The organism is Bacteroides zoogleoformans (assembly GCF_002998435.1).
Taxonomy (GTDB): domain Bacteria; phylum Bacteroidota; class Bacteroidia; order Bacteroidales; family Bacteroidaceae; genus Bacteroides; species Bacteroides zoogleoformans.
In genome coordinates this window covers 1,664,829-1,682,623 of the sequence record NZ_CP027231.1, presented here as the reverse complement: position 1 = coordinate 1,682,623, position 17,795 = coordinate 1,664,829, and the positions used below count along the sequence as shown (strand labels likewise).

Sequence of the window (17,795 nt, the reverse complement as noted above, 5' to 3'; positions counted from 1 at the left end):
TTTAGATTTGTTGGTTTGCACACAAAAATACAGAGTGAGACTTAAACGTGAAAAGAATCCCGGCATAGAAGTCGCTTCAGTGCAATGGCGCGCGGTCAATATGCTTTTGAAAATGCCGGACTTCTACATATCCCGATAAATGAGAATTGCATATTCCGACAAATACTCGTTACTTTGCAGCCAAAACAATATGACTTATGAAGAGATACGGATTATTTATTTCCCTCCTTGCATTGCTGACCGCCGGAATGGCATCGGCAGACGAGGCGGATACGCTGAAAGTGGTAGATGTGGAAGAGGTGCTTGTCATCGCCACCCCCAAGGAAAACCGGAAGCTGCGTGAGCAACCCGCCGCCGTCAGCCTGCTTTCGCAACAAGACATACAGGACTTGCAAGTAAAATCCATCAAGAGCCTGACCGGCCTCGTACCCAACATGTTCATTCCCGATTACGGCTCGCGCATGACCTCCGCCGTCTATATCCGCGGCATCGGTTCGCGCATCCATACGCCGTCGGTGGGCCTGTATGTGGACAACATTCCTTATATAGACAAGTCGGCATTCGACTTCAGCTACGCGGACGTGGAGCGCATCGACGTGCTGCGCGGCCCGCAAGGCACGCTCTACGGGCGCAATGCCATGGGCGGACTGATAAAGGTGCATACCAAATCGCCTTTCTCCTATCAGGGGACGGATTTCCGCATGGGGGCAGGCACGCACAACGCTTATAACACCTCCGTGACCCACTATCACCGGATATCGGAACAATTCGCTTTCTCCACCGGAGGGTTCTACGATTATCAGGGAGGATTTTTCCGCAATACGGTGAGGAACGAGAAAGCAGACAGAAGGCAATCGGCCGGCGGACGCATCCGGGCCATCTATCTGCCCGCGGAGAATTGGAAGATGGACTTGAACGTGAGCTACGAGTACAGCGACCAAAACGGATATCCTTATTATTACCTGGGAAGTCTGAACGCCGAAAAGCAGCGTGAGGAGCTAAAGCCCTACATCGGCCAGATTGTGAACGACGAGCGGAGCAGTTACCGCCGCCATCTGCTGAACACGGGGCTGAATATGGAATACCGGGCGCAAGGCTTCACCCTGAATGCCGTCACCGGGCATCAGTACCTCAAAGACCGCATGTTCATGGATCAGGACTTCACGCCTGCCGACATCTTCAACATCGAGCAGAAGCAGCAGATGAACACCCTCAGCGAAGAAATCATCCTCAAGTCGACCTCCGAGCGGCGTTGGCAATGGGTTGTGGGAGCCTTCGGGTTCTACCGGTGGCTGCACACGGAAGGACCGGTGACGTTTCACAAGGGGGGCATCCGAAGCGTCATGGAAGACAATGTGAACAGGGTGTTCGACGCCATCGCCCAAGTGGGAGCGCCTGCCATGCACTTAGGCATAAACAACGAGACCTTGCGCAACGACGGCAGCTTCCACACGCCGACGCTGAGCGGCGCACTCTTCCACCAGTCTACCTTCAACGACTTGTTCGTGAGGGGGCTGTCGGCCACCATCGGTCTGCGCTTGGACTATGAGAAGATAAAGATGGACTACCGTTCCGCCTCGGACGCCACGGACTTCCACTTCTCTCTGACCATGCAGAAACCGCCCATGACGCTGGCAAGCAATCACCTGCAAGGAAACGCCTCGTTCCGGGGAAAGGAATCGGCGGATTACGTGCAACTATTGCCCAAGTTCGCCTTGCAATATGAATGGAAGAAGGGGAACAATGTGTATGCCACCGTGACCCGCGGCTACCGGTCGGGAGGCTACAACACCCAGATGTTCTCCGACCTCCTGACCGGAGCGTTGAGAAACTCCATGATGGATGCCATCGCCGCCGACCCCAAATTCAAGAGCATGAGCGCCATGATAGCGCGGATGAAGAACAACAGCCTGCCGAAAGTGAGCGAAGCCACCCGCTACAAGCCCGAATATACCTGGAACTACGAAGCCGGCGGCCATCTGACGCAGTGGAGCGGCAGACTGCTGGCCGATGTGTCCGTCTTCTACATGGATACCCGCGACCAGCAGATAGCCCGGTTTGCCGAGAGCGGTCTGGGACGCATCACCGTGAATGCCGGAAGAAGCCGCAGCTACGGAGCGGAGGCAAGTCTGCGCGCTGCGGTGACCGATGCGCTCAGCCTGAATGCGAGCTACGGCTATACACACGCCACCTTCAAAGACTACGTCACCAACGAGAAAGACCTCGACGGGCAAATCAGGGAAGTGGACTATAACGGGAAATACGTACCTTTCGTGCCCAGGCATACGCTGAACATCGGCGGACGGTACGTCTTCCGCATCCGTCGGGGACATTGGCTGGACCGCGTTCAACTGAATGCCGACTACACGGGGGCGGGACGCCTCTACTGGACGGAGGCGAACACTGCCAGCCAAGCCTTCTACGGCACACTGAACGGATGTATCAGTTTCCAGAAAGGCAACGGGCAGGTAGACTTCCGGGTGCGCAATGCGTTGAACAAAGAGTACACGGTCTTCTACTTCGAAAGCATGGGCAACGGGTTGATGCAGAAAGGGCGTCCGCTACAGGCAAGCGTAGAGTTGCGATGCCGTTTCTGATGCATCATCTATTCATTGATGGCACCGCAGTGCGGACAGACGCCTTTCTGCCTTATCTTCTGCCCGCACCTGCCGCACCGATAGCGCGAAGCGGCCAACGACAAACGAAGTTTCTTGAGAAATATCCACACGAAAGCCGCCAGAAACAGGTAGCCGATGTAGACATGAGTGGTCAAGATAAAGAAGAAATAGCAGAAGATGCAACACGAAGCCAGTCCTAACAGATAGAAGAGGGCCGCCGCCGGAGACAGTTGGCGGAACAAATCGTCGAGAACAGCCAGCAATACGATGATGAACAGCCAGATACTCATCAGGAAGACAGAAAGGATGAACGGCACCTTGAAGGGAGACAAGGTGGGATTGAAATAGAAATGCTGCCAGGTTTCGGGCACAAAGACTTGCATGGATTCATAGACCGTGGCGCTGAATGCCATCAGCAGGCACAGCAACAACGGATAGACACTGTCTATATCATCGAAGTAAACCAACTTCAGCTGCTTGCGCCGGAAAGTACGGAAAAGCCAAACCGACACAAACAGGGCAAAAACGACAATAAAATAAGAAGCATGCGTATCGCTGAAAAGATAAACAGCCTGCGAGATGCTGTCGGTGGGAACAAAGGCACGCTTCATCTCGGACTCTCTCAACCAGCCCTGAACCTCCTGCGAGTGAGCCAACTTCACCCAAATGCTATCCACACTGTCTGCCGGATGGACGGCAAATTCCGCCACGACCACCCTATCTCCTCTGTAGAGCATGTTGTAGCAGTCCTTCACGGGCAAACAAGCCAGATTGACGGAGTCGGCACGCACTTCCAGATTTGTATTCCAGGTGTAATGACGTTCAAAGAGATAGGTGAGCGAGTCACGGGTAGCCTCGCTCAAAGTCTCATCGTCAAGGTCGGGACGGGAGTAATGACAGGAAGTCGCCACCAAAGAGAGAAAGAGCAAAAGCCCTCCAAGCATCACCCTGCACAACCTTTTCTCTGCACGGTGCACACCGTTATGGCATGGATCTTCCTGATGTCTCTCTTTCCTACTCCGCATAGACTTTCATCTGACAGTTCTTACAATCGAAAGCCAAGCGGAAACGCTTGCCGTCCGTCCCCACCAGATAATAGGGTTCCCGATAAGGCGAGTGTCCTTTCTGGTGTGTAGGACACCACCCCATGCTGAAACGCAGGCAGTGCTTGCAGAACATGAGCGCCGCTTCCGGTACAGCCTGTACTTCGTAGGCCGGAGCGACGAACGATACGCCGTGCTCCAGGTAGAAACGCCGCGCGGCACTGTTCGACACATTGCCCAGATAGGTCAGCGATGCCGCCGGAAAGGCATGTTTCGTCGGCTTCCATACAGCCGTTTCACGGCGATAGTTGATGCGGCGTGCCGATTGTAGCTTGTCCACGGCTTGACGTCGCCAGTCTGCCACCACCGAAGCCGGCAAGAACCAGTTGCGAGAAAGGTTCAAGCCGATGCCCGAAGGCTCATCGGAAAGACTGCCATCCACCTCGAAAGGCGTATTGCCCACCTTTGCCAGCTGTGCGCGCAGGTTATCCGCCTGCGGAGTACGCGCTTCTTCCTTCGGATAAGGGAAAGAGAGCGTCACACGATTATCGTCCTCGTCGGCAATGGTCAGGCGGAAGCCAAAAGCCGTATCCGCCAGTTCCCAGCAGACACGAATCTTACGCTCGGACGATTTGCGGGCAAGAAGACGCTCGAACTCTTGGTCGAAGTTACGGAAAAGGCGGGTACGGGGCTTGATGCGGGGCATCTCTCCCGCCGGATAAAGCTTATTGCCATCTACCCGATTGACACGAAGGCCCTGCAAGCGTCCCTGTTCGTCCAAGAAACAAACTCCGTCTCCGTTGTGAAAAGGTTTCACTCCCGCTACCGTGAGGTAATTGCCGCGCTGCTCCTTCAGGGTTCCCATCTCTTCGCCCAAAGATTTGGGCGTGTCGAGCGAGGCAATCTCCTGTTCGCGTCCTTGCAGGAAGTAATGAGTAAATCCACGGCTGAAGCTCTTATCTAATTGGGGTCTAAAATCAAACCGGCATGTACCTGAAGAGGCACGGATGTATTCCTGACGACGGGCAAAGATGGCATCCAGCTTTTGGCGGTAAGAGGCCGTCACATTCTTCACATAAGAAACGTCCTTCAGGCGACCTTCTATCTTCAGGGAAGTGGCTCCGGCATCCAGCAACTCTTCCAGTACTTCGCTTTGGTTCAGGTCTTTCAAGGACAGCAAGTGCTTGTCTCGGACAATCGTTTTCCCGTCCGCATCCCGCAAGCTGAAGGGCAAGCGGCAAAAATGCGCGCACTCTCCGCGATTGGCGCTGCGCCCGAAGCAGGCCTGACTGACATAGCATTGTCCGCTGTAGCTCACACACAATGCTCCGTGCACAAACACCTCGAGGGGCACTGCGGGACAAGCGGCGTGAATCTGCTTTATCTCCTGCAGCGAGAGTTCGCGCGCCAACACCACTTGGCGAAAGCCTGCCTCGGCCAGAAAGCGTACCTTCTCCGGAGTGCGGTTGTCCATCTGCGTGCTTGCATGGAGAGGAAGAGGCGGCAAATTCAATCGGGTGATTCCCATGTCCTGCACAATCAGCGCATCCACCCCTGCACGATACAAGGCCCCCATCATCTGCTCCGTCTCCTCCAGCTCGTCTTCTTTCAGGATGGTGTTGACCGTGACGTAAATACGGACATTGTAGAGATGGGCATACTCCACCAGCGCAGCAATGTCTTCCAACGAATTGACAGCCGCAGCGCGCGCGCCGAACTTAGGCGCACCGATATACACCGCATCCGCTCCGTGATTGACGGCCTCGATGCCACACTCCAGATTCTTTGCGGGAGCCAACAGCTCTATTTTTCTTTGCTTAATCATCATGCTCAGTCCTAAACGGCCGGGATATGCATTCTCCGCACCGTGTTTCGGGCATCATCCAATCTCTTCTATATTATACGGTGTCTCTTGATATACAAAGTAATTCAGCCAGTTGGAAAACAACAAATTGGCATGAGCGCGCCAGCGCACCAGCACTCCTCTGTCCGGATTGTCATCCACATAGTAATTGCGAGGTATCTCGATGGGCAGTCCCTTGCCCAAATCGCGTCGATATTCCGTGTCCAGTGTCAATGGGGAGTATTCCGAATGACCGGTTATAAAGAATTCACGTCCACCGCGGCCTACCACCATGTATACGCCGGCCTCCTGGGATTCGGAAAGCAAGGTCAGTTCGGGCACTTTCAGAATGTCGTCTCTGCGTACCTCCGTATGACGGCTGTGAGGGACGTGGAACACATCGTCAAAGCCTCTGAATATGGGATGCAACGGGAGCAAGGGACGGTGTTCGAATATGCCGAACATTTTCTTCTCTAAAGGATATTTGGGAATGCCATAATGGTAATAGAGCCCGGCTTGCGCCGCCCAGCAGATATAAAAGGTAGAAGTGACGTGCGTGCGTGCCCAATCGAATATTTCGGTCATCTCGTCCCAATAAGAGACTTCCTCAAAATCCATCTGTTCTACCGGGGCACCGGTAATAATCATGCCGTCGTACTTCTCGGCGCGCATCTTATAGAAATCGGTATAGAACGCCTTCATGTGCTCTATCGGAGTGTTCTTAGGCGTATGGCTCTTGATTTTCATGAACGAGATCTCCACCTGAAGAGGAGTGTTGGAAAGCAATCGCACCAAATCGGTCTCTGTGGTAATCTTCAGCGGCATCAGGTTCAGGATGACGATGCGCAACGGACGAATATCTTGCCGGACTGCGCGGGAGTTGTCGATGACGAAAATATTTTCTTCCTTGAGCAGCTCGATGGCAGGCAGTTTATCGGGTAAATTTAAGGGCATGGGGTGAAGTGTCTGATTTAACCTATTATTATCAATGATTTTAGCGGGGTAAAGTTAGGCAAAAAACAAAGTGCGATCAATAAATCATAAAAGATTTTATTGATTTACATTCTTTCTTTTGATACATTTAATTACATTTGTAACCGTTTAATAACAAATAATGCAAGAAAAACAGATTTCAAAAGCACCTTGCCGTGAAATACGACGCGGGTAATTAGCATCCAAAAGCGCAAATCACTTTTTCATACCGATTATCTCTCTGCTCAATCCGCTTTTTAAGCATATGAACCAAAAGTAGTATATCAACAACTACCCATAAACTAATATTGTATGAAAAGACAAAGCTTTTTGAGAAGGATGCTCCATGCAACCTTTCTTTGCAGTATTGTTTTTTGCAATACTGCCTGTATAAACAGCATCAACGAAGATGCAGAGACAGAATTGGAAGAAGGAACTGTTCCTATTTCATTCTCCATCAAGATAAAGAAAGTAATCACCAAAGTAACCGGAAACTCTTTCGAAAAGGGAGATAAGATGGGGCTTATTGCCACATCCTCATCGGGTTCCATAAAAGGGAAACGATACATCAACAACTTGGCTTTGGAATATGCCGAGGGTTCCACACTCGTTCCGAAGAAAACCGTATTTTATCCCGAAGGGAATGTACCACTGAACTTCATCAGTTACTATCCGTATCAATCTGACGGCGTACCCGCTGGTACATCCACATTGCCCATATCCGTTAAAACAGACCAAAGCATTGAGAAGAACCACTCGCAGAGCGACTTTTTAGTGGCTGTGGCCAAGAATATCACCGATAAAAAGAAAACGGTAGCACTCGAGTTTCAGCATAAACTCGCCAAACTGACCATCGCACTCATTCCTGATACCAACAATAAAGCAGCCGACTTATTGAAAGCTAATCCTCGAATCATTGCCACAGGTTTCAATACTTCTGCCGACTATAATCTGGAAGACGGCACATTCTCTAATCTTAAAAGAGAGCAAGATATCATAGCCTCAGGTAAATGGAGTGTGAAAGACAACAAACTTGTGGGAAAGGAAATCATAATCATTCCGCAAGCCATAGACGGTAAAAAGCAGTTTTTCATCATGGAATGGAACGGACGCATCTATAGCTGCGCCATACCGAATGTGGAATTAGGCAGTAACATGCAATGTCCCATCAATATATCCGCCATAGAAAGCACCAGCAATATATTGAATGGCTTTGCGGGGCAAATCAAAGCTTGGGAAAACAAAGAGGCTATAGGAACCGACAACACAGCCGACTGTACAGCCATACACATTTCTTCACTCTCCTTCTCCCAATCCAATATTTACAGAATCTACCACGAAGGAATGCCGGTTGCGGAAGTTTGTCAAGAATACCTTAAATCGAGCTCGCTAACTTCCAGAGCTATCACCGTCTATCCCGTGAGAGAAAATGATAAAACGGACTTAAGCAATGGAATCGTGCTCAGACTCACAGATAACACCGACAACATCTGCGGCGGGAAAATCTGTTGGAACAAAGACGACTCCGGCTTTTCTTATACCAAGGGAGACATCGCTTCCATTGACGTGTTTTATATAGACGCCACCCATAAGCTGTCTCTGAAGAAACCGGCAAATACCGTCAAAGTTAACGTAGTCTGTCACACCTTGCGGGATATAAGAAATGGAATCATCGACGAATATCCCGTAACTAAGATAGGGAAGCAATACTGGATGGGAAAAGAACTGCACGCAACAGCCTATCGGGACGGGAAACCTCTGACCAAACAAACAGAATTAGGAAAAGACAAAGCCGGATACTACAAGCCAAGTACACACGAAATCTATTTTTACAACGGAGAAGCCATACTGGCAGGAGAATTGTCTCCGGAAGGATGGAAAATTCCGTCGGATGAAGACTGGGAAGAGCTGAAGAGTTACCTTGGCAGTAATGCCGCCGTGCTGAAGGCCGGAGAGTGGCAAATCATGATAAAAGGCGAGAAAGTGGCTCCGGCAAACAATTATGCGCAGTTCAACGCTTACCCGGTGGGAATGTGGTACCAAGGAACACATTACAGTCCAAGGAAGATGACCGCTTTCTGGAGTTGGGACAAAGACCGGAACACTCTTTCGGATAACACGGTGTACTTTTTGGGTGAAACCAATGATTTTATCAAACAACCTGCGCACGCCACCGATAAAGACTATTATAAAGCTCTTTCCATCCGTTGCATCAAAGAATAGAAGCTCCTGTTTCAACATATCTCATTTCTTTTTCGTATTTTTGTTCCCAGTGTGTAATGTTTTTGTCACAAGGGCAAAAAACAACGAAAAAGAAATGAGAGTAATAGACCTGATAAACAGTCATGAGAAGACTGCTTTTTCTTTCGAGATATTGCCGCCATTGAAAGGAACCGGCATCGAAAAGTTGTACGAAACCATAGATATATTACGGGAGTTTGACCCCAAATACATCAATATCACCACCCACCGTAGCGAGTATGTATACAAAGACCTTGGTAACGGATTGTACCGGCGCAATCGTTTACGCCGGCGGCCGGGAACGGTTGCCGTAGCCGCCGCCATCCAAAACAGATACAATATCACCATGGTGCCGCATATTCTTTGCAGCGGATTCACGCGTGAGGATACGGAATACGTATTGCTCGACCTGCAATTTCTGGGCATTACGGATCTGTTGGTGCTTCGTGGCGACAAAGCCAAGCACGAATCTATATTTACTCCCGAAGGCAACGGCTATCACCACGCCATCGAGCTGCAAGAGCAAATCAACAACTTCAACAAAGGCATCTTTGTGGACGGTTCCGAGATGAAAATTACCCAAACACCGTTCTCCTACGGCGTGGCCTGCTATCCGGAGAAGCACGAAGAAGCACCCAATATCCACACGGATATCTACTGGTTGAAAAAGAAGATGGAAGCTGGAGCCGAATATGCCGTTACCCAGCTTTTCTATGACAACCGCAAGTTCTTCGACTTTGTGGAGCGTGCCCGCCTCGAAGGTATCACCATCCCCATCATTCCGGGCATCAAGCCCCTCAAGAAGATATCACAGGTAAGCATGATTCCCAAAACTTTTAAAGTAGATTTACCCGAAGAGCTGACCAAAGAAATATTGAAATGCAGAAATGACAAAGAGGTGCAACAAGTGGGCGTTGAATGGTGCGTAGAGCAATGCAAAGAGTTGATAGCAAATGGAGTGCCCAGCTTGCATTTCTACTCCGTGGGAGCCACGGACAGCATCAAGGAAGTGGCCCGGCAGATTTATTAATCCACTTTCTCACATAAATAGTAAATCGTAGATTGTCAAACAATAAACAGTATAAATATAGTGTTCAGTTTTAAAGATGTAATAGGACAAGAAGCCATCAAACAAAGGCTGATACAGGAGGTGCAAGAAGGCCGTATCCCGCATGCACAACTTTTCTGCGGCCCTTCCGGAGTTGGAAAACTTCCGTTGGCACTAGCTTACGCGCGCTACATCTGTTGTCCTAACCGTACGGAGACGGATGCTTGCGGCACTTGTCCTTCGTGTGTAAAGTGGAACAAACTGGTACACCCCGATGTTCATTTTGTTTTCCCCATCGTGAAGAGCAGCAAAGGGAAAAAAGAATTGTGTGACGACTACATCGCTAACTGGAGACATTTAATGATTTCCTCCCCTTACTTCGGCCTCAACCATTGGCTGAACGAAATGGAAGCAGAGAATGGCCAAGCCATCATCTATGCCAAAGAGAGCGACGAGATAATCCGTAAACTCAGTCTGAAATCAAGTGAAGGAGGATATAAGATAACCATCGTGTGGCTGCCCGAGAAGTTGCACGAAGTCTGTGCCAATAAGTTGCTAAAACTATTGGAAGAGCCACCTGAAAGAACTGTATTCCTACTGATTTCCGAAACGCCCGAAATGATTCTACCCACCATCCTCAGCCGCACACAACGTTTCAATATTCCTCTGATTGAAGAAACGGCAATAGCGAAAGCCTTGCAAGAGAAATATGGGGTGCAACAGGCAGATAGCGAAGCCATCGCTCATCTTGCCAATGGAAACTTTATCACAGCACTGGAAACCATTCACCTGAATGAGGAGAACGAGTTATTCTTCAATCTCTTTGTCAGCCTGATGCGTCTTTCTTATCAACGCAAGATACGGGAAATGAAGCAATGGAGTGAGCAACTGGCAGGTATGGGACGCGAACGGCAAAAGAATTTTCTGGAATACTGCCAACGCATGACGCGGGAGAACTTCATCTACAACCTACACCAAAAGGAGATGAACTACATGACGGTGCCCGAACAGAATTTTGCCACCCGATTTGCACCATTCATCAATGAACGTAATGTGATGGGCATCATGGACGAACTGAGTGAGGCTCAGATACACATCGAACAGAACGTGAATGCGCGCATGGTGTTTTTTGACTTCTCGCTGAAAATGATTGTATTGCTGAAGCGGTAGAAAGAAGCAAATCTGAAGTCAAGAGTATAGAACAATAAATAAAGCAATAGTTAAAATAAGTTCCTATGTTTAAAATCGGAAGTGACGGATAACAGAAGATAGCCCTAAAAAAGCTATACCATTATAGTTAACTTTGTAAGTGAAAAAAACAATATTAACTCATAACGATATAGCTTATGAAACGTGTACAAAGTAACACATTAGATTTTAGTGGACAAAATATTTACGTAGGAATTGATGTCCACCTGAAGAGTTGGTCGGTAGCAATCTTATCGAAACATTCAGTACTGAGAAGATTCAGACAAGATCCGGAGCCGGAAGCGTTGCATAAATATTTGGTAAGCAATTATCCGGGTGCCAATTACTTCTCAGTTTATGAAGCCGGTTTCTGTGGCTTCTGGATACACGAGAAGTTGACGGATTTAGGTATCAACAATATAGTGGTCAATCCTGCGGATGTTCCGACGATGAGCAAGGAGAAATTACGTAAGACCGATGCGGTGGATTGCAACAAGCTCGCCCGTGAGTTACGTTCAGGTTCGTTAGAAGGGATATATGTTCCGGGAACTGACATCCTGGAAATGCGCTCTTTGATAAGGCTGAGAAACCTGATAGTAAAAGACAGCACACGTGCCAAGAACCGTATCAAATCATTGCTTCGTTTCCATGGAGTGGAAATACCGGAAGAATTTACCCGGAGTTCAATCGGGTGCTGGTCGAAGCGTTTTCTGAATTGGCTGCACTGCCTTGAACTCTCAACGGAGTATGGAAAGAAAACACTGGAGCTTCACCTTGAGCAGTTCATCCGCTTGAGGAAGATGCTGCTGCAGGAAACACGTGCCATCCGTGAAATATCCCGGAAAGCACCATTCGACAAACCGATACGCCTGCTGACATCCGTTCCGGGTATAGGTGTTACAACCGCCGCTACCCTGATGGTCGAGATTGACGATATTGTCCGTTTCAGCAATGCGGACCATTTAGCCTCTTTCATTGGATTGGTTCCCATGTGTCATTCCAGTGGTGATAATGATAATGTGGGTGACATTACACCCCGTCGGCATTTCATGCTCCGGTGTCTGTTGGTGGAAGCCGCATGGGTTGCCATCCGGAAAGACCCGGCCATGACAATGGCTTATACGGAATACCGGAAACGGATGAATCCGCAAAAGGCTATTGTGAAAATTGCCAGACGGTTAGTGAACAGAGTCTATTTTGTACTTAAACATGAAAAGGAATATGTGCCATGTGTTATCAAATGATATAGAATCCTATAAGGTAAAACAACTTTCTTTTGAGAGAAATACTACATATCTTTTGCGGCTTTGAAGTCCGCTCAAAAAAGTCTGTAACTCTCATTACATGGTTTGACTGATAAAGGAACTTGCGGCTCACTTCGTTGATGTCCGCTGTGGAAAGTTTGTTTTACCATAGGATTTTGGCTCAGGTTTTCTTAGCCATATCAGACAGTATCAGTAATACAAAAAGAGAGGCGTGTAACCGCCTCCACAAGTAGCATTACTGCGTGCCGTCAGGATGCTTATCGCTGGTAGGTTGCTCCTCAGCAGAGCCTACTTCCTCTTAACATCCTGATACAAAGATATAATACAAAAGTTAATTATTAATGAATTATCCAACTTTGTTTGGATTTTAAATGGAAAGTAATATATAAAAAGTAATATATAAAGAGAAGATGGAATACAAACTACATAATGGAAGCAGAAAACTGTGTTACAAAAGCTGCGACCGACAAGATAAGCAGCTGAATACCTACGATTGGCTGGCAGACATACCCGGCAATGCCGAAGAGAATGATTTGGTGGAGGTTCAGTTTAAGAACACTCGCAAAGGTTATTTCCGTAACAGCAATAAAATAGAATTGGAGAAAGGAGACATTGTCGCCGTAGAAGCCAATCCGGGACACGATATCGGTGTAGTGACTCTGACCGGTCGTCTTGTACCCCTCCAAATGAGGAAGGTGAACATCAAGCCGGAAACCGATATCAAAAGAGTCTACCGCAAAGCCAAGCCGATAGATATGGAGAAATACAACGAAGCGAAAGAGCGCGAGCACTCTACCATGATCCGGGCACGCCAAATAGCCTTGGATCTCCACTTAAACATGAAAATCGGAGATGTGGAATATCAGGGAGATGGAAACAAGGCTATCTTTTACTACATCGCCGATGAACGGGTGGACTTTCGCCAGCTCATCAAAGTGCTTGCCGACGCTTTCCATGTGCGCATTGAAATGAAGCAAATCGGTGCTCGCCAAGAGGCCGGACGTATCGGCGGCATTGGTCCTTGTGGCCGCGAACTATGCTGCGCCACATGGATAACCTCTTTCGTTTCGGTATCCACCAGTGCCGCCCGCTTCCAAGACATTTCTCTGAATCCTCAGAAACTTGCCGGGCAATGTGCCAAACTGAAGTGCTGTCTCAACTACGAAGTAGATTGCTATGTAGAGGCACAGAAACACCTGCCCTCCAAAGAGATTGAGTTGGAGAGCAAAGAAGGTGTGTTTTACTTCTTTAAAGCAGATATTTTAAGCAATCGGATTACCTACTCTACCGACAAGAATATTCCTGCCAATTTAGTGACCATAAGCGGCAGGCGTGCTTTCGAAATCATCAGCTTGAACAAGCGAGGCATCAAGCCCGATAACCTGTCGGAAGAGACTCAACGTTCCGAAGCCAAGAAACCCGTGGACTTGCTGGAGCAAGAAAGTCTCACCCGCTTTGACCGCAACCGCAAAAGCAAGAACGGAAACGAGAATAACGGAAGAAACAACAGCGAAAGCAACGATAACCGCAACAAGAAAAAGAAAAAAAACAATGGCAACAGCCGTTCCCAGCAGGGGCAGGGTGGAGGACAACAGCCCGACCCTAAAGAGCCGAAACAAGGAGAACGTCCGCAACAAAACAATAACCGTCGACCATCGCACAAGAACCCTAAGCCCCACGAAGAAAGACTTATTGCCAATGACAAACCAACTCAAGCATAAGAACTTCTACCTGAAGGGTATTGTATTTTTGTTTGTTGCAAGCCTATGGACAGCTTGCGACAAACAAACGGTGTATCACGTATTCCAATCTATCCCCATAGAGGGTTGGCAACGCAAAGACACGCTTTTGTTCAAAGCAAAAGTCACGGATTCACTCATGTTCTACAAGCTTTCCGTAGAAATACGCAACCGTAACGACTATCCATATCAGAACCTCAACCTATCCATCTGCTACACATCTCCAGACAGTGTCGTATTCCCCATAGACACCTTGCAACTTACTTTAGCCGGCAAAGACGGTTTGTGGAAAGGTAACGGATTGGGAGGAGTTTACCTGACCACATTTGCGGCAGGCACCATCCGCATCGGGAAGCCCGGTACTTATCTCTTCAAGATAGCTCATACACTGCCCGACAACCTTCTTCCAGGCATCAACGACGTGGGCATCAGGCTATGGAGATAGCGGAAACAAAGGAGACGGACGAAGTGAAAACTTCAAATCAAGACAGATAGAGAACGAACAATGGCAAAGCAACCGGTCTAAAGTCTTCGGTTACGTCCCGCATCAATACGCAGAAAGATGAACAACAAGATGGTGAATCCCCAAAGGGAAGAACCGCCGTAGCTGAAGAAAGGCAACGGAATACCTATGACCGGAGTGAGCCCCAACACCATACCGATATTGATGAACAGATGGAACAAGAATATGCTAAGCACTGAATAGCCGTATACGCGTCCGAACACTGTCGGTTGCCGCTCGGAAAGTGTTATCAGCCGCAATATCAAGATAAGGAACAAGAGCAACACCACCGCAGAGCCTACAAATCCCTCTTCCTCGCCCACCGTACAGAAGATGAAGTCCGTATCCTGCTCAGGCACGTATTTCAGCTTGGTCTGCGTTCCGTTCAAGAAGCCTTTGCCGGTCAGTCCGCCGGAACCAATGGCTATCTTCGACTGATTCACATTATAACCGGCTCCCGTCAAATCTTCCTCCATGCCAAGCACCACCTTGATACGCATCTGCTGATGCGGCTCCAATACCCTATTAAAGAAATAGTCGCAAGAATACAGAAAACCGATGGATCCAAGTGCAAACAAACCTATCAAAAAATAAGACAGACGCCGCTGTTCCAACGACAAGAAGATGAGATAGCCGATAAGTAGCGCACAAAGTGCCCACTGCACCCACACCAGATTGAAATGCATGACATACTCCGAAAACAGATAAGCGACAAGAAGCATGCCCAATGAACCTGCCAGCATATTACGCACAAGCTTCCCCCTCTTCTCGTACACCCACACCATGGCGACTGCTGACAGCAGCACCATCAGCAGCACTGCAAACTCTCCAACCGGAGTATGCGTCTCACCCATCATTACCGCATCGAAACGAATTCCTACCACGAAGTAAACAATAGCACAAAATCCCACAAAAAGCACTCCGCCCGGCATGCCTTCTCGATAGAGCATAAGGAAAAAAGCCGAATAAACCAGCGCAGAACCCGTCTCGCGCTGCATAATAATGAGTGACATGGGTAGCAGAATGAGGAAAGCCTGCATACAGGCATTCTTCCAATTCTTCATCGTATAGGAGTAGGCACTCATGTACTTGGCAAGCGCCAATGCCGTAGCAAACTTGGCAAACTCAGCCGGTTGCAGGCTCACCGGTCCCAGGATGAGCCATGAGCGGGAACCCTTCGTGTCGGGAGCGATGAATATTGTGACCAACAACAAGGACATCAGCCCTATATATATAAGGTATGAGAACATGTCATAAAGAGAATCGTCCAGCATCAAAAGCACAAATCCCAAACCGAATGAACAGATAATCCAGACGAACTGCTTGCCGGTACGGGTAGAGAAATCCAGGAAGTCGCGATCGCCATAATCATAACTCGCTCCGCAGACACTGAACCAACCGAACACAATCAGTATCAAGTAGACGGCAATCGTCACCCAATCTAATGATTTCCATATGCTATCTCTCCTCGTCACCATACAAAATAACCCGATTACTGAATTCTTCGGCCAATGCTTCATTGGCCGGAGAAAGTTTTCCATGCAGATATTGATCCATCATCATGGCACCGATAGGCACGCCATAGACTGCACCAAAACCTCCGTTTTCGACATAAACAGCAATAGCTATCTTAGGATTGTTCATGGGAGCAAAACCCATGAAGACCGAGTGGTCTTTCCCTCGATTCTGTGCCGTACCGGTCTTGCCGCAAGCTTCCACGCTCGGCAAGATAGAACCCACCATGCGACATGTGGCACTTCCCGTACTTCCGGTGACGGCCGCACGCATCCCTTTTACCACCTCTTCATAATGCTGGCGGTCGATAGTGGGATAATGCGGAAAGCGGTAGAGGCTGTCAAGCTCACTGCCTTGTATCTCTTTTACGATATGTGGAGTGATGTAATGCCCGCGATTGGCAATGGTTGCAGCAAGGTTGGCTATCTGCAACGGAGTAGTGAGTATTTCTCCCTGTCCGATTGATATACTAATAACCGTCAACCCATTCCATGAGCCCTGATAGGCTCTGTCGTAGAACTTGGCATTCGGAATCAAACCACGCTGCTCTCCGGGAAGATCTACTTCCAACCGATAGCCGAACCCTTGAGACACCATATGATCTTTCCATACTGTGATGGCATTTTGTGGCGATCCGTACTTCTTGTCGCTGAACATGCGAAACAATCCCCAACAGAAATAAGAATTGCAGGAAGTGGCAATAGCGGGAATCAAAGGCAAGGGAGAGCCGTGGGCATGGCAGCCCACACGAAGATTGCCGTAATTGAAACCGTGGGAGCAAGGATAAGCGGGATAGTCTTCATGGATAATCTTCTCTTGCAGGAAAGTCAGGGCCTGAGCCGTCTTGAAGGTGGAGCCTGGCGGATAAGTTCCCATGATAGCACGGTTCAATAGGGGTTTCCGCTTATCCGTTTGCAATAGGCTATGATTTTTCCCCCGCTGGCGACCAATCATCAAATGAGGATCGAAAGAGGGGGAAGAAACCAAACAGAGAATTTCCCCGGTGGATGGTTCAATGGCCACAATCGCCCCTATTTTATGCTGCAACAAACGCTCTCCCAACATCTGCAAATCAATGTCTATACCCAATGTCAGATTCTTTCCGGGCACGGACGGACGGTCCAGTTTCCCGTCCATATAATGTCCTTGAATACGCCCATGCGCATCGCGAAGCAGAATTTCCACACCTTTCTCACCCCGCAGGTATTTCTCGTAAGATTTCTCGATGCCTTGTTTGCCGATGTAGTCGCCACGAATATAATAATCATCCTTCTCAATGTCTTTTTTAGACACCTCTCCGATGTCGCCCAGCGCATGACCGGCAGAATTATACGTATATTGCCTGATGGTACGCCTCTGGATATAAAAACCGCGAAACTTGAACAACTTCTCCTGAAACACCCCACTTTCTTCGGCAGAAAGCTGGGTCATGAACACCTGATGCGTATATTTGGAGTAGCCGGGATTCATCCAACGATTTCTGACATCCTTCATGCGCTTTTCAAATTGCTCAAGCGTAATGTTCAACGCCCGGCAAAGGTCAAGCGTGTCTAGACTGGTCACCTCACGAGGAATAAACGTAATGTCATAGGCAGGCTGATTGAACACCAGCAACTTTCCGTTGCGGTCGTAGATTGCTCCCCGGGAAGGATATTGTATCTTATTCAGAAAAGCGTTGCTGTCCGCATTTCTCTTGTAAGCATCCGTCATGATTTGCAAGTCAAACAAGCGGAACACATAGATGAGGACGATAGCAACAGCCACCGCCCCTATCACATACTTCCGTTTCTCCAATACATAATCTTTCATCTATCCTACATG

General features: G+C 48.6%; 12 protein-coding genes. 7 read left to right on the top strand and 5 right to left on the bottom strand.

The window, feature by feature from the left end; genetic code table 11:
- The first annotated feature begins 197 nt into the window (after positions 1 to 197).
- On the top strand, positions 198 to 2,597 hold the full coding sequence (locus tag C4H11_RS07060; RefSeq protein WP_106041029.1) for a TonB-dependent receptor: 2,400 nt from the start codon (positions 198 to 200) through the stop codon (positions 2,595 to 2,597).
- A gap of 8 nt (positions 2,598 to 2,605) precedes the next feature.
- Here C4H11_RS07060 and C4H11_RS07055 read toward each other — a convergent pair whose 3' ends face one another.
- The 3 genes from C4H11_RS07055 to metA all read right to left on the bottom strand — a co-directional run bounded on the left by C4H11_RS07055 (position 2,606) and on the right by metA (position 6,458).
- Positions 2,606 to 3,562, bottom strand: coding sequence for a hypothetical protein (locus C4H11_RS07055; RefSeq protein ID WP_234819913.1), 957 nt, complete (start codon positions 3,560 to 3,562; stop codon positions 2,606 to 2,608).
- Between the two features lie 70 nt (positions 3,563 to 3,632).
- On the bottom strand, positions 3,633 to 5,486 hold the full coding sequence (locus C4H11_RS07050) for a peptidase U32 family protein (protein WP_106043208.1): 1,854 nt from the start codon (positions 5,484 to 5,486) through the stop codon (positions 3,633 to 3,635).
- 54 nt (positions 5,487 to 5,540) lie between these two features.
- A complete protein-coding gene (metA, locus tag C4H11_RS07045; RefSeq protein ID WP_106041028.1) occupies positions 5,541 to 6,458 on the bottom strand; it encodes a homoserine O-acetyltransferase MetA in 918 nt (305 codons plus the stop codon).
- Positions 6,459 to 6,788: 330 nt separating this feature from the next.
- On the opposite strand from metA, the gene C4H11_RS07040 reads away from it, so the two are divergent.
- From C4H11_RS07040 to C4H11_RS07015, 6 genes are all read left to right on the top strand, one after another.
- Complete coding sequence (locus C4H11_RS07040; protein WP_106041027.1) at positions 6,789 to 8,699, top strand: fimbrillin family protein; 1,911 nt, start codon at positions 6,789 to 6,791, stop codon at positions 8,697 to 8,699.
- A gap of 94 nt (positions 8,700 to 8,793) precedes the next feature.
- Complete coding sequence (gene metF, locus C4H11_RS07035) at positions 8,794 to 9,747, top strand: methylenetetrahydrofolate reductase [NAD(P)H] (protein ID WP_106041026.1); 954 nt, start codon at positions 8,794 to 8,796, stop codon at positions 9,745 to 9,747.
- 60 nt (positions 9,748 to 9,807) lie between these two features.
- Positions 9,808 to 10,935, top strand: a complete 1,128-nt coding sequence (holB, locus tag C4H11_RS07030; protein WP_106041025.1) for a DNA polymerase III subunit delta' — start codon at positions 9,808 to 9,810, stop codon at positions 10,933 to 10,935.
- A 176-nt stretch (positions 10,936 to 11,111) separates the two neighbouring features.
- A complete protein-coding gene (locus tag C4H11_RS07025; protein WP_106040103.1) occupies positions 11,112 to 12,197 on the top strand; it encodes an IS110 family RNA-guided transposase in 1,086 nt (361 codons plus the stop codon).
- Between the two features lie 431 nt (positions 12,198 to 12,628).
- Positions 12,629 to 13,939: a PSP1 domain-containing protein gene (locus C4H11_RS07020; protein ID WP_106041024.1), complete on the top strand. Its 1,311-nt coding sequence runs from the start codon at positions 12,629 to 12,631 to the stop codon at positions 13,937 to 13,939.
- On the top strand, positions 13,917 to 14,402 hold the full coding sequence (locus C4H11_RS07015; protein WP_106041023.1) for a gliding motility lipoprotein GldH: 486 nt from the start codon (positions 13,917 to 13,919) through the stop codon (positions 14,400 to 14,402). The genes C4H11_RS07020 and C4H11_RS07015 overlap by 23 nt, the downstream gene beginning before the upstream one ends.
- A gap of 77 nt (positions 14,403 to 14,479) precedes the next feature.
- On the opposite strand, the gene rodA is transcribed toward C4H11_RS07015, so the two are convergent.
- Both rodA and mrdA read right to left on the bottom strand, forming a co-directional pair.
- Positions 14,480 to 15,937 (bottom strand): rod shape-determining protein RodA, encoded by a 1,458-nt coding sequence (gene rodA, locus C4H11_RS07010; RefSeq protein ID WP_106041022.1) that lies wholly within the window; start codon positions 15,935 to 15,937, stop codon positions 14,480 to 14,482.
- The gene (gene mrdA / locus C4H11_RS07005; protein WP_106041021.1) at positions 15,918 to 17,783 is read right to left on the bottom strand and encodes a penicillin-binding protein 2; all 1,866 of its coding nucleotides are present in this window, start codon (positions 17,781 to 17,783) and stop codon (positions 15,918 to 15,920) included. The genes rodA and mrdA overlap by 20 nt, the downstream gene beginning before the upstream one ends.
- Positions 17,784 to 17,795 lie beyond the last annotated feature (12 nt).